Genomic DNA, 15103 nt, shown 5'->3' with positions numbered 1-15103 from the left:
CCTCGACAAGACCGAAGCTAGTGCCGCCGATCGGAAGCCTTTTTGGCATGCCAAAATCTGTAAGGCTTCTCAGCGAGTTTCAACCCAACGAAATCGGCCCTAAGGCCCGGCGCGTCGTCATAGTGTCGATATGACTTCGGCTTCGAGAAGTTCACGGTTTGAACAAGACCCCACTTATTCGCGCTTAGCGTCGTATTAAGCCAAGCCAGCTCAGCGCGAAGGATTGTACCGCTGTCCTGTTCGCGCTCGCGATGGCCATGCGGCGACGGTCTCCACTCTCCCCAAGCCTGATTTGTTAGTACTTCCTCGTTCTGGCTATCTAGCCAAGACTTGCAGTAGTGATCGCTAACCAGCCCTAGGGAGGCCGTTAATGCACGACCCAACCTAGGCCGCCATAGTGCCAGGCGTGACGCCCACTCATCAGCGTCATCAATTCCAATCGGATAGGCTTCCGGGGCCCAGATCATTGGCGTGAATGGTGATGGTCGTATGTGGCGATCAGTGTTCCCATCATTGCCAAGTGTTGGGAGCCAGAAATCAAAGCTAGATGCTTTAGAAAGCTTAGTGCATTGCTTGATCGCGCCATGAGACCTAGTCAGCGCTGATCGTATGTAGACGTTAACGCCATCTGGGGACGTCCAGTTACCGTAAATCAGAAAGCCATTGGGTGACGGAGCGTTACGCAGTCCCAGTTTTTCAAATTGAGCGTCTGCGTTGTCGAGTGAATCTTTGTTATCAACTCGTTCGCTGAGCAGCTCGGCTCGTGCCTCAATCGGAATATCTGACTTATGATCTGCGAGCCATGAGCCATCTTCGAATGAGACGTCGTGCTCCTTTAACCAGTCCTTCCAAGGATCATAATCATCTTCATAGTAGCTTTCACGAACCACAGGGCGCGCTCTAACGAGCGAGCCCGCCGCATCTAAGAGAGCATGTCTTTGGACGTGCTCGCGGAAAGTTTCGAAACGCTGGTTCGTTTCATGCCGGTATGGCGTGTTTCCTGGAAAATCGCTGATACTCTTCTTGTTTGGCCATTTACGAAGGACTTCTTGGGCTACGGCGTCGGCTGCTTCATTTTCGGCGATACCGAATAGCCTCGCTAGACCTGCAATCTCGTGCTTTCCGAACTCATAGTGGAAGTCGAAATCGACCTTGCTTTCAACATGAGCTGGATAATCGTCTCGTTTCACAATCCCATGCAGCGGCTCGTAAACCTCTTTTCGTAGCCGCGTCACAATTGAGGGTGAGCCATCGTTTTCGCCGATGTGTTCTAGGGTTCTGAGAAGATTGAGCTTGTGAATGACATTGATACCTGACTCTAGTGCGACCGCTTCAATCTCCGACTTGATCGCACGCAATTTCTCACCGTGCCGCAAGGCAGCTCGCGCCAAGCCTATCAGGAGCCATTGTTGCGCATTTCGAAACGCAAACTCTTGTTCTGCCGACTTGAGCGCGGGGTTCGGCGGCGCGCTAAAGCGATTCAGCAATCGCACCAGGTCCTTTGTCAAACCAAGCTCAATAAGCGCCTCTATACCTCTCGCTGTATGCCAACGGGCATACGCATCAGTGTCTCCTAGTAGATGCCAGACGACATCAACAAAGACTTCCGCCTCATCTTCGTTGCCAACGTAGTCACCACGGAACTCGCCTTCCCCAATCTCGTCTCCAACCTCGGCAGCGGGGCTAGATAACAAGTCTTCGAACGCATCCAGCGCTGATTTTGGCTTTGCAGCAGTCGCTAAGCAGGCTGCAACCTGAAGCCATTCGTTGGCCGACAGCTCAAGTCGCTCCCGCGAGATCGTCTCCATCAGAGTTTGGGCGGTAAACGCAGGATCACCGGACAATTCGGAGAGTAAACTCACCTGTCTGGAGATTCCTGAATACCGCAGATCAAAGAGCCTCGAACCCTTATGCGCGAAAAGGATTCCAATTAAGTCCTTGGAGCTGTTCATTAAGTGCCTGGTCGACCTTCCCCAGGTTGCAAAACAGTCCGAAATCAGTTCGATCCCACCGTCGAAATCAATAGTTTCAGACCTGCACACAGCCTTGAGAAAATCTAACCTTTGATCATAGGGACACTCGCCGGTTACGGCTTCAAGAAGTGCGCGCCTGCGGCTAACGCCAAAGTGGTCTCCTGCTTCGATACTCAAAATGGCTTCATCGATGGATGCGGCACTTGTGAAGTCGAGGCGCTTCAGAGTCTCTTGGATCAGTGCTGATAGTTTTTTTTCTTTCTCAACCGCTGCGGAGCGCCCGGCGTCGGTTGCATCCTCCTGATAGCTTGAGTTGTTCCGCCGGTTTGCACGCTCACGCATTTCCTTCCCGCGCTCAAAAAGAGCACGGAGTTGATCGCGGAGCGCTGTTGAACCAGCCTCGGGGAATTCATCTAGGCATTCGCTGAGGCCTTCCCAAACGCTATCCCAACCTCCACGGCTGTGTTCGTTTCTTAGCTTTCGATAGATCACCGCAAAAATGCCAGGGCGGTCTTCGGGACGAGCCACTGATAGAAGGTCGCGGACACCCCGGCCCACCCTCCAATCATGCAATCCATGATCTTCGCAAATCGTAAGAATTACGGCCGCTCGCCGGGGATCAAGTTGCCCGCCTTTCGCAAGAAAACAAACCAACTGGGGCAAGCCATACGAAAAGTCTGCCACATCTTGATCATCCCAGCGAAGAAGCTTGTAGACGGCAGAAAGCCCAATAGAGTTAGCGGCTGCGCGGCCAAGAAGCGTCCATCCGAACTTGTGCGCTTCGTGCTGAAAGATGGAGTGGCATAGGCCTAGGAGTCGGTGTGCAGAAGGCGCGCTCAGATGCCCTCCAGCCTGATCTGAAGCGTAGTGTAGGGCGGAGAACACAATGTCGAAGTCGCCACTTCCAATTTTGTCTAGCTGAGCAAGCCCTTTGAGGTAGTACTCCCTCGCTTCCTCGCGGCTCATCGCAAGCAGGGCCTTTGACAGTTCTCTCAAGGCATCGCCACGCTGCTCGATGTAGTCATCTTTGATGATCTCATCTGCGAGATGCGCGGCGTAAGACCCAACTATATCCTCAAGGCCTTTCCGCCTCGCCAGAAGCTCGAAGATGCGTTGACGTTCACCGGTGCCGAACCGGTTTCTTGTCAGTATCGCTATGAGCTCCTCGGCATCGGTCCGCGAGACCATCTGAGCGTGGCGAAGCAAAACTGAGGCGAGGCCTAGCCCAACGCGCCGCGCGACCTGGTCGACCCCTGCCTCTGCATTCCAGTTTTGGTTAGGACGCAGCCATTTTTTCCAGGCGATAAGGAACTCAGCGAGGGCGGCGCTTGTGATAGACGTTTTAGAAAGAACCGCAGTTTCGAGCGGGCGAACTAGATCGCGAATGCATTCGATGCCGTCGGCGATCTGTTCAACGTCGTAGTCGGAGAAAACCCGCTCTTTACGAACGGGGCTTCGTTGACCTCGGTTGCGCCGATTTGCAGGCTGGGTGAGGGCCCTTAAATACTTCTTCAATTCCTCCCGTGAGGTAACTGCGTTCGCGGCACTACCCCTCTTTGCCTCAAAGGGAAGTAGAGGCGCATAGCCAAGCGTTTTCCCTGCGGACCAGGCAGCAACACACGCATAATTGACCGGTGTCCAAATCGAATTGGTACCGAGGCGTTCAGTGTAATCGTAGCCGGTTGGACGAGATGCTTTTGTAAGGCGTAACAGCCGTTTGGCTGACTGTTTTGAATTTTTCAGCAGGCTGACTAAGGCAGCGTCCGCAACTAATCCTGGAGCCTCCCTTTTTAAGTCGAATTGGTCGCCTGAAAGATCCTCTTGTAATGCGGCGGCTAGAGTGCTCGCTCGTCTTGCAATTCCCCGAACCATTTCATGGTCAAATTTGTGAGCCGAATTCAGGAGCGCGATCAGAAGCGCAAGTGAAGAGCAATCTTTTGACTTGGCAAACGCCAAAAGAGATTGGAGCGCCTTCTGCCCTGTGAAACTCTCATACGCTTCGCAAAGCGCGACGAGCCTATCGACGACTGAAGTTGCAAACCGGAAACGCCATAAGCCGACTCGGTGCAAGAAGCGTCCTTCTCGCTTTTCTAGAACATCTAGAAATAGGATTGCAGCAACGTCGTCGGCATCAAAGCCTTCTCGGTTGAGGCGGTTCAGCTCATCCTTCTGTCGCAAGAACCAATTGATCCAACCAATCGCTCTTTGTTGGTGGAATCGGGCTTCATGGAGATCATTTAAAAAGCAGTAAGCGACAATTAATCGACTGTCCCGCGCACCTCGCCAACCTGCTCGGTCAATGAACAGGCGCCTTGCGGTATCCTTATCCCCAAGGCTCAACGCCAATTCAGGCGATTGTCGGATGAATTCATCGCCGCGATCAGTTGCAGCAGCTGCTTGCGCGAGCTTCATTGTGAGCAACAAGCTGCGGTCTACATCACCGTCGCGCGTTGCTAATGAAAATGCGGACATCAGCCTGAGCAGCCTGAGCCTTCGCTTTCCGGATTCGGTGTTAACCGCGCTGGGAAAGTCTGCCGACGCCGCAAGTTTGTAAGATCGATCACTATCACCGATCACGACCAAAAAATGGGGAAGCGATTCTGCGGCGTAGGTGGATGATTTTTGCTGGCTTTGGAGGCGGTCCGCTATCGACGTCTGCGCCGCTTCCTCTTCGGCGTAGTTTTCTCTGATGTAGGTTTCGGTCGGCTCATCACGGAAAACGACGCCGTGATTGAGAACTTCGAGCATTGGCGCCAAATCAGATGTCGCACTTCTAACCTGCCCCAGTTCCCAGCCCAAAGCTGCGGCAAGTTCTTCAAGCGGAATGGGTGGCGGGAGCAGTGCAAGAGCTGCGAAGAGGCGCACGACCTCCTCGTCATCCCATCCAACTGTATGAAGCTCGCCGATAATCTGATCGCACTTTTGAGCGATTAAGTGTTCGACCTCGATCTGGGTCGTAGGCGCATCTTTCGCAGCTACTTTGTCCCAGCTGTTGACAAGGTACTCAAGTACACGCGCATTGCCTCGCGAGCGAGACATCGCCACTGAGAATTCAACATCTGAAACCTTGTTTCGACGCGTCTCAAGGAAGACACGAGTTTCTTCCTCGTTGAACGTTGGCAGCTTAACTCGTTCAACATTGCTCCTCCTGATCACCTTTTCCATTCGATGCGAACGCGCGGTCAGAAGAAGGCGCACGCCTTCGATCGGAGTTTCACTCAGGTTTGCCAGCAAAAGCCCTGGAAAAGCCGGCTCGTGCCTGGCGTCGGCTTCCAGGTGCGCATTGTCTGCGGCATCCAGGACAATCAAGATACCTTCCAAGCTGGATTGGTCCTGAACTGTTTTACTTGCTTGTTGCAGGCGTTTTCGGGCAATCCTAATAACGCCGAGATCGTCTGTGTCTGAGGGTAGCAGTGGGTCACAAAGGCCCCGCGCTGCCAGCTCATTTACGATTTGAAGCAATCCGACTTTTGCTGAGTGCCGTGATTGCCCTTCCGACCTGTAAGAACCACCCCCAAAGCAATCAAAAATAACCGCTTCAAATCTCGTCGAAAGATGCGAAGCCAAACTCTGAATGAATACCGTCTTCCCGACACCACCGTCAGCATGAAGGAATACAGGACAGTGAGATGCCGTTACCGCAGCCGAAACTTCGACAAGACACGCTCGCGTGATGACAGACCCAACATCGATGAAGCGGGTATCTGCTGGGAACAAGTCGTCATCATCGCATCCAAGCGCTTCGAGCACATCCTCCCTTCGTATGGAGTTGTCTCTCTGCCCTTCGATCTGAGATTTCTGACGGACAAGTTCGACTAGGGCGTGAAGTCGGATCGCCGCCTGCCCTGACGCCTCTGATGACCAATCGCTGATACTCCGACGAAGTTTGCGATCTTGTGCTGGAAGATCTGCAGTTTGAGTCTGAAAATCGACGAGCGGAAGTAGATCTTTAGCCTCGACACCTTTTTCGGCACACCAGTCTTTTAGTGACTTCGCCTGCTGCCTTGCACCTGGACTGTCAGGGCTCTTGCCGACTTTAAGGGCGCTAATTGCCTCGCTCAGCTCTTGAGAAAAGTCCGCATTCGTCACAAATCCGAAGCTGAGTTTTTGAGCAACCTGATCGCGGGAATGTTTTTCGAGAAGCTTCTGCAAAGTCGTAGCGAACTTCTGGATTGTCTTTTTCAGGTAGGACGCCGTAACAGGATCGGAGCGATACTTGTATTTGAATTGGAGGATTTGCTGATGCGTACAGGCGTCAAACCCTTCACCGGGGCCGAAATACAGGACGAGGTCAGCAACATCTTCGGCCTCATCACCAAGGGAGCCTCTGTCTATCGGTGATAGTCCCTCTACAACAATCGAATGCAAATTGTCCTTTGGGAAAACAAGCTGAAGCGCGCGGCGCGCGGCCCACCTTTCGTGAAAGGTATGACCCGCCCGTGAGACTCGGACGACGTCGATTGCAGAGCGGGAGCTAGGCATTTGCTTTCTCAGATCGTTATTCTAGGGACCTTATGAGCTGAGTCGCCTACAAATTCTCGTTGAGTTCTCGTTAGATATTTCCTCGCCCCACGCGGTTGATGCGTCAGAACACGTTTCTGCCAATGTCACTCAATTCGAAATTTCAGTATCGCTATTTCAATCTAGAATAAGTTCCGACCAGAATAAATCACCGATGCCAAACGTAGCGGTGCGCTCGTCGCCATTTGTAGCGCTAGACATTTTGTTCACGGGTGTTTCTAGATAAGCGCCGAAGATCGGATCCGAAATCGTCGGCTGCTCCGACAGTCGAGCGAGAAAATCTTTGTTCATCGCCTGCCGAACGATAACACGGCTGATTTCTTCCTCACCAATGAATATGGACCTTGGCAAAGTGAAATTGAGCTCGCGAACCTGAAAACCGCCTTTTCCTGAAGGTTTGTCCAAACTGAGTTCTGCGCGCGCGCGTTCGTTTCGGAGATTTACATAGTTTTCGCGTTCCTCTTCGACTCGGCGAACGCGCGACCTTCTGGCGCCAGGATGATTTCCAAGGGGTGCAGCCGTGGCTTCCGCGGTTGCTTCAAATCCGGCTAGCCGAAGGGCTTTTGACATCACACCGCGCGCTGCCGCGTCATCTGCTAATTCGAGCTGTGAACTATCTAGGCGAAAAGGTTCGTCTAACTTCGGATCGATAACAGTCATTCGACTGGGATCGCCGTTCTCCAAACCTATGCACAACCCACAAACTAAACGTTGCCCAGCGTAGCCGTCTGGGAACTCGATTGATCGCTTTTGAGCTATGCCACCGGAAGCTGGCGGGCCATAGTCACCCAACTGCGACTCTCCATACCCACTTCCTGATTGTGTGCCTTTGCATTCGATAATGTGCCAAACGTCGGATGTGTCACGAGCTACAAAATCCGGTGTTTTATTAGGACCACGTTTTGCAGTGCGGCGTTGAGAGACACCCAATGAAGCAGCAATTCGCTGCATAAAATACCGACCATCGACAATCTGGCTGAAGCGTAGTCGCTGGCCAAGCCAATTCATGGGAATGCCCATTCCAAAGTCATCGCTGAGTATGGTTTTCTGGTGGGCATCTAGGTCTGCAAAACTTTGCGTAAGCCGTAAGTCTTGGTCGTCAGTTACGGCGGCCAGATAGCGAACCCAAGCCCAGAATTCGCTAAGAGAGACTCCCGTCGACGATGTTGGCGTCGTTAGATAGCCAATAAGTAATAGGGTCGAAGGAAAGTTGATTTGATGAGTTTCAACGCCGCTATGAAAAGTCGAAGGAAAGGTTGGAAGATGACCTGGGCCCGGCCATGTATTCTCCCGAACATCGACGACTATCGACCGATCCACGTAGGTCTCCTTCTATCAATCCATGATGGGCATAGCATCTAGATGTGAGCTGGTTCGCGAGCGCATAAGGCGAAGTTCTCACATTCCGGTGACGCCCGCCAGAAATTGGCGTTAGACTTGATTTATTAAAATGCCTGCGACGTCCTATTTTCCAAAATCATTGCATTTTTTTTGCATTGAAATGCCGTACCATTCAAGCGGCGGCGAAATGGCCTTCAAAGTTAGCTTGAGGCGCAATAGGATTCCTACATTTCGCGCATAATGTTCATTACGCGATCCGACGGATCGAGTCCCGGGCAAGCCACCAATCGACTGCGACGCCCGGACGCCTTGCCCAATTATTGAGGGGTTTTAAGCTCGCCGACGTAACATATGTTTCAGCCTCGCAATTGCGGGGTGGTTGAAGGGGTGCGAAACCGCCGCATGGCACAACCGGCAATCAGTTTGAGAGCGCTCTTCTCAATGCGCCTTTTGACATGGCTCGCGATAGTCGTGATTGCCATGCCTCTTGGTAGCGCGAGCGCGTTGGCTGACGACGGTCAGGACATGGCCCAAATACAGATGTCCGCGCCCTGTGAGCATGGTGAGGTTGCCGCAATGGCATCGCCGCAGCCTGATCACAATACCGGGCAGAACCAACATCCGTGCTGTTCAGATTGCGACATGCCCGATTGCGCGGCCGGTTCGACTGGACCCGTCCTGACCATCCTGGCAGGGGCAATGCCCGAGGCTCTCGTGCGAATTTCTGGAACGCACACGCTGCTGGGCGACCTGACACAAAATTCCACCAACCAAGACACGCCGCGAAAACCTCCACGCGTTTGATGGACGGCCCGAACGGGGCACTCATCCTTGAATAACGCCTGGAGAAAATCATGCTTGTGCAAATTCTGGCTCTCGCAGCCTCGGTCGCGGCCGTTGCCGTTGACGAACCGCGCCCTCTCAGCTTGCCTGAAGCGGTGTTGATCGCTCGGGAAGCGAGCGAGCCATCATCATCTGTTTTCGATGCACGCGCCGATGCGCTTGAACGCCAGGGGGCTGCCGCCGATACCCTGCCTGATCCGGTATTCTCTGCCGGTATCGCCAATGTGCCGCTCTCCGATCTTGATCCGAACCGCGAACCCATGACACAGGCGCGTATTGGTGTGCGCCAGATGTTTCCACGTGGTGACACCAGACGGCTTACACGTGCGCAGCGTTCGGCAGAAGCCAGAGCCATGCAGGCCAGCCGCGCCATGACCGACAGGCAGATCACCCTGTCCGTCCGGGAGGCCTGGCTTGAAATCTTTTTTCTGGATCAATCCGCTGACCTGACGCGTGAGCGCCTCGCCGTAGTCCAAGACCTCGCAGAGGTGGCGTTGTCGGCCTATTCGGCAGGCCGCAATAATAGCCATGATGTGACGCGGGTCGATCTCGAACAAAGCATTCTTGAAGCGCGCTTGATTGATATTGAACGCAGCCGAGATTTGGCCGTCGCCGATCTATCGCGCTTTGTCACTTTGCCTGTCGCGCGCCGGCCCCTACCGGAGGTTCTGCCCGTGCTCCCACCCGTTCCCGAGAGAGAAACAGCACTGGAACGTCTTGCCGGTCACCCAATGATCCGGTCTCACAATGCGCGCATAGACGCTCGTGAGTTGGGCATTGATCTAGCGCTCCAGGAATACCGGCCTGCCTGGGGTGTTGAAGCCGGATATGGCCTACGGGGCAGCCGGTCGGATATCGCCAGCATTGGCGTAAGTGTTCAAATGCCCCTGTTCAGCCGGGATCGGCAAGATGAAACGGTCGCCTCTGCACGTGATCTTCGCCGCGCCGCTGAACTGGAACGCGCCGCAACCCTCATGGACATGGCGCAGCGCCTGGAGCGCGAACTAGCCCAGCTGAACCGGTTGGGAGAAAGCGCACGCCTGTATGAAGAGACAGTTCTTCCGCGGGCCCGGGAAACTGCGGAATCTGTTCTCCTCGCCTATCAGAATGAAAGTGCGGATTTTGCCGAACTGGTTCGGTCCGAACTTGCGCATCTCGATGCCGATCTCGCTCTTTTGCGCATTGAAGTCGACATGTTGTTGGCACAGTCGCGAATTCTCTACCTTACCGGAGATGTCCAATGAAACAGGCCTGGATGATATTTGGAGTCTCGCTGTTCTTATTGGGTTTGCTAGCTGGCATTGGCGCCATGCTGATATTGCACCCCGAAGGCGGGGGGGGCGGTTCGTCGACCGGATCAGCCACCAATCATGAGCCGCGCATTCTATATTGGGTTGCGCCGATGGATCCGAACTTTCGCCGCAACGAGCCAGGCCTTTCACCCATGGGGATGGAGCTCATTCCGGTCTATGAAGGCGAGGCAGGGTCCGGCAGCCATGTCGAAATCAACCCCGCCGTCATCAATAATATTGGCGTGCGTACGGCTCGGGTCCATCGACAAGCCTTCTCACAAACCGTGAACGCGGTTGGCTATGTCCGTCTCGTCGATGATTTGACGTCGGTTGTTGATGTCCGATCTGAAGGCTGGATTGAAAGCCTGCCAGTTGCCGCCATTGGTGATCAAGTTGAGGCCGGTGATCTCCTGTTTTCGATATACGCGCCGGATATCGCAACGGCCCAGAGCGAATACCTTCAAGCGGTACGGACCGGGCGACAGGCGCTGATCGATGCGTCGGCGTCGCGCCTGACGGCACTGGGCATGTCGCGAGGACAGATACAAGCGCTCGCCCGTCGCGGCAGCCCATCGACACAGACCAACATCCTTTCGCCCCGCGCCGGCATTGTGACCGAACTGACCGTCAGGGAGGGAGCGTTTGTCCGCCCTGGAGACCACATCATGACTATTGCCGATCTCACGGAAGTCTGGGTGATTGTCGATGTGTTTGAAGACCGGATTGCGCAGATTGAACCCGGTCAATCGGTCCGTATCACAACCGGTGCCCAGCGCGGGCGCCAGTGGATTGGTGAGGTCGAATATATCTATCCCACAGTCGATACCCAGAGCCGCACAATCCCGGTCAGAATACGTCTGGACAACGCTGATCTGAGCTTGCGTCCTGATACCTATGTCAACGCGGTGATTGAAGCGCAGCCCCGCTCCAATGTCCTGATGGTGCCGCGCGAAGCAGTCATTCGCACCGGCCAGTCAGAGCGCGTCATTATCCAGGATGGCGAGGGTCGGTTTCAGCCCGCCCAAGTCGTTACGGGCGCGGAATCCGATGGTATGGTCGAAATCCTCTCGGGCCTTGCCGCTGGCGAATTGGTTGTCGTTTCCAGCCAGTTCCTAATTGATTCCGAAGCCAGCTTGCAAGGCGTGATGCTTCGCATGTCGCCGCCCGGCGAGATATCCGGTTCAGGCCATCAGACCGACCCATCCTTGCGCGCCATCCCCGTTGAAGGCGTAGGCGTGGTTGAGTCCCTCATGGCCGGTCACGGCATGATCGACATTACGCACGAGCCGATCGAGGCGCTCGACTGGCCAACGATGCGCATGTCCTTCTTAACGCTTGAGGGCGTGTCGCTTGACGGCATCGTGGTCGGCGATCGCGTCGCCTTCTCGCTGAGCCAAGACGGTAGCAACTGGCGGATCAGCGCAATTGCCCCACGTGAAGATGATGCGATGGATCATGGCGCACACCAGATGCCACCCGACGAGGCTGAAGCAGAAATCGATCCCCATGCCGGACATGGAGATCACCAATGATTGCCGCTATCATCCGTTGGTCGATCAGCAATCGGCTCATCGTTATTCTTATGGCGGGCTTCCTGACGGCGGGGGGAATTTGGTCGCTTTCACGCACACCGCTGGATGCGATCCCCGACCTCTCGGATGTGCAGGTGATCATCAAGACGACCTATCCAGGCCAAACGCCACAGGTCGTCGAGGACCAGGTGACTTACCCGCTGACGACGGCCATGCTGGCTGTGCCGGGTGCCGTGACCGTTCGCGGTTACTCTTTTTTCAATGACAGCTATGTCTACGTTATTTTTGAAGACGGAACTGACCTGTATTGGGCCCGGTCGCGGGTTCTGGAGTATCTCAGTCAGGTCGCGCCCACTCTTCCCGAAGGCGCTGCACCGGCGCTAGGGCCGGACGCGACGGGTGTGGGCTGGATTTACCAGTACGCCTTAGTCGACCGGACGGGCCAGCATGACCTCTCTCAATTGCGCAGCATTCAAGACTGGTTCCTGCGCTACGAGTTACAGACCATTGAAGGCGTTTCTGAAGTCGCCACGATAGGTGGCATGGTGCGTCAGTATCAGGTCATCGCTGATCCCGACCGTTTGCGCGCCTATGGCATTCCGCTTTCCCATGTTCGGATGGCGATTCAGCGCGGCAATCAAGAAACAGGCGGACGCGTCATCGAAATGGCGGAGGCCGAATATATGGTCCGCGCATCGGGCTATATTCAGGGCGAGGACGATTTGCGTGCCATCCCCGTCGGCCTCAGTGACAATGGCACGCCCGTTCTGTTGTCTGATATCGCTGAAATACAAGTTGGCCCGGAACTCAGACGTGGTGTCGGTGAGCTCAATGGCGAAGGTGAAGCTGTCGGCGGTGTCGTGATCATGCGCTATGGCGAGAATGCTATGGCGACAATCGAGCGCGTCGAGGAACGTCTTCACGAGTTACAGGATTCGTTGCCAGAGGGCGTCGAAGTGGTCGTGACCTACAATCGGGCGGGATTAATCGAGCGCGCCATTGATTCCCTGAAAGAAAAGCTCATCGAAGAATTTTTGATCGTCATCATTGTCTGCGCGATTTTCCTTTTTCACTTTCGCTCGTCATTGGTCGTTCTGTTCAGCTTGCCTGTCGGAATCCTGGCGGCCTTCATTGTCATGTACATGCAAGGCATCAACGCGAACATCATGTCGCTCGGCGGAATCGCCATTGCTATCGGAGCCATGGTTGATGCGGCCATTGTGATGATTGAAAACCTTCACAAGCATATTGAGCGTGAGCCGCTAACACCGGAGAACCGATGGCGAATTGTGAGCGAAGCTGCTGGCGAAGTCGGGCCTGCGCTTTTCTTTTCGCTATTGATCATCACAGTCAGTTTCGTCCCAATTTTCGCGTTGGAAGCTCAGGAAGGGCGGCTCTTTCATCCATTGGCCTTCACCAAGACCTATGCGATGGCCGCAGCGGCCGGATTATCGATCACGCTTGTGCCGGTTCTCATGGGTTGGTTCGTACGCGGCAAGATCACGCCAGAGCATAATAATCCGATCAATCGCGGGCTAATTGCCGGATACAGGCCGTTCATTAACGGCGTACTCAAGCACCCTTGGCTGATGATCGCTGTCGCAGCGATTGCTCTGGCCAGCGCAGTCATTCCCTATTCGCGCATGGGTAGTGAATTCATGCCGGATCTTGATGAGGGTGATCTTCTTTACATGCCGAGTGCTTATCCGGGAGTTTCAGCGAGCGAGGCCGCAGAAATTCTGCAACAGACCAACCAGCTGATCATGACTGTGCCTGAAGTCCTGACCGTCCATGGCAAGGCCGGCCGCGCCGAGACGGCAACGGACCCAGCCCCCTTGACGATGATCGAAACGACCATCCAGCTTCGACCGCGCGACGAATGGCGACCTGGCATTACCATGGACGACATTCGGGCTGAGCTAGATGCGCTCATTGATGTACCCAGCCTGACCGATGTCTGGATCATGCCAATCCGCAACCGCATCGACATGCTGGCGACCGGGATCAAGACGCCCGTGGGCATCAAGGTTTCAGGCCCTGATCTGGATGTCATTGCCGAAATCGGCCAGCAGATCGAGGACGTGATCGGTGATGTGCCAGGCACCGCATCGGTCTATGCCGAGCGCGTCACCGGCGGCCGCTTCATCAATATCGATGTGAACCGGACAGAAGCCGCACGCTTTGGTTTGAATATAGCCGATGTCCACGATTTCGTCCGCACGGCGATCGGTGGGATGACTATCACCGAAAGTGTGGAGGGCCTTGAGCGCTATCCGGTCAATCTGCGTTATCCCCGCGATTACCGCGGTTCACCGGATGAATTGCGGGCTCTGCCGCTAATCACGCCGACCGGCGCCGAGATCCCGCTTGGCCGCGTCGCAGACATATCCATCTCCGATGGGCCGGGTGTGATCAGAAGCGAGAATGCGCGCCTGAACGGCTGGATATATATCGACATAGCCGGCGTGGATATCGGAACCTATGTCGCTGACGCCCAACGGGCTGTGACCGAACAAATCGACCTGCCGCCAGGCTATTCGATCAATTGGTCAGGCCAGTACGAGTTCATGCAACGCGCGCAGGCGAGATTGTCGCTGGTCGTGCCGGTGACGCTGGCCATCATCGTTTTGTTGCTGTTTCTCAACTTCAAGAGGATCATTCCTGTTTTGCTGATCCTGGGAACCTTGCCGCTCGCGCTTGTTGGTGGTCTCTGGCTGCTCGACATCCTCGGTTACAACATGTCGGTGGCAGTGGGCGTAGGATTCATTGCGCTCGCCGGCGTTGCCGTCGAGATCGGTGTTCTCATGATTGTCTACTTGGAACAGGCCTTGAGGAAGCGCCGTGAGATTGCCGCCAGTGAGGGACGCCTGCTCACCCGTGAGGATTTGCGGGAGGCCGTGGTTGAAGGGGCCTTGCTACGCGTTCGGCCGATCATGATGACGGTAGCGGTGATCATCGCCGGTCTGTTGCCGATCATGTTCGGTACGGGAACCGGCTCGGAAGTCATGCGCCGGATCGCAGCCCCGATGGTCGGCGGGATGACCAGTGCGACCGTCCTGACCCTGCTCGTCATTCCGGCAGCGTTTCTGATTTGGCAGACGCTTGTGCTCAAATGGGCAAAGCGGACCGGGCAAGTGGGTGATGTTACGGAAAGGGCAGACTGATGAATATGAAAGCGGCTTCCCGGGCGACAGGACTGCCAGCCAAGACAATCCGCTATTATGAGGAAATTGGCCTGGTTTCACCCGCAAGAGGCGAAAATGGCTATCGCAGCTTTTGCGAAACGGATCTGCACAAGCTGGCATTTCTGGCGCGGTCACGGTCGCTCGGGTTTTCGCTCGACGACTGTCGGCAACTTCTTTCGCTCTATGACGATGATGAGCGTAGCAGCGCCGATGTTCGCGATCTCGCGGTCCGCCACATCGCGGATGTTGATCGCAAACTTGCGGAGCTCAAGGAAATCCGCCGCGTTCTGTCGGAACTTGTGAGCGCCTGCGAAGGCGACCACCGTCCTGATTGTCCGATTATGGACAGCCTGTCCGGCGATCGCGCGAAGGCGTGATCCGGTTCCCGTGGCGACACGATTCGTGAATTGAGAATA

Annotated in this window: 6 protein-coding genes; 4 read left to right on the top strand and 2 right to left on the bottom strand. The window is 55.0% G+C overall.

Annotated features, from left to right (window positions below; genetic code table 11):
- Positions 1-17 precede the first annotated feature (17 nt).
- Complete coding sequence (locus ACO079_RS08510; RefSeq protein ID WP_421789242.1) at positions 18-6455, bottom strand: dsDNA nuclease domain-containing protein; 6438 nt, start codon at positions 6453-6455, stop codon at positions 18-20.
- 156 nt (positions 6456-6611) lie between these two features.
- Entirely contained in the window at positions 6612-7814 is a 1203-nt protein-coding gene (locus ACO079_RS08505; RefSeq protein ID WP_421789240.1) for a hypothetical protein, read from the bottom strand.
- A gap of 875 nt (positions 7815-8689) precedes the next feature.
- Between ACO079_RS08505 and ACO079_RS08500 the strand changes: the two genes are divergently transcribed.
- Genes ACO079_RS08500 through cueR form a run of 4 tightly spaced genes read left to right on the top strand, consistent with a single transcriptional unit; the run spans position 8690 to position 15064 of the window.
- Positions 8690-9922: a TolC family protein gene (locus ACO079_RS08500; protein ID WP_421789238.1), complete on the top strand. Its 1233-nt coding sequence runs from the start codon at positions 8690-8692 to the stop codon at positions 9920-9922.
- Positions 9919-11502, top strand: coding sequence for an efflux RND transporter periplasmic adaptor subunit (locus ACO079_RS08495; protein WP_421789236.1), 1584 nt, complete (start codon positions 9919-9921; stop codon positions 11500-11502). Before ACO079_RS08500 ends, ACO079_RS08495 begins: the two co-directional genes overlap by 4 nt.
- Positions 11499-14666, top strand: coding sequence for an efflux RND transporter permease subunit (locus ACO079_RS08490; RefSeq protein WP_421789235.1), 3168 nt, complete (start codon positions 11499-11501; stop codon positions 14664-14666). Before ACO079_RS08495 ends, ACO079_RS08490 begins: the two co-directional genes overlap by 4 nt.
- The gene (gene cueR, locus ACO079_RS08485; RefSeq protein WP_421789233.1) at positions 14666-15064 is read left to right on the top strand and encodes a Cu(I)-responsive transcriptional regulator; all 399 of its coding nucleotides are present in this window, start codon (positions 14666-14668) and stop codon (positions 15062-15064) included. Before ACO079_RS08490 ends, cueR begins: the two co-directional genes overlap by 1 nt.
- Positions 15065-15103 lie beyond the last annotated feature (39 nt).

The organism is Hyphobacterium sp. (genome assembly GCF_965228115.1).
Lineage (GTDB): Bacteria > Pseudomonadota > Alphaproteobacteria > Caulobacterales > Maricaulaceae > Hyphobacterium.
The sequence above is the reverse complement of the archived record's forward strand: the minus strand, read 5'-3'. Positions and strand labels throughout refer to the sequence as shown.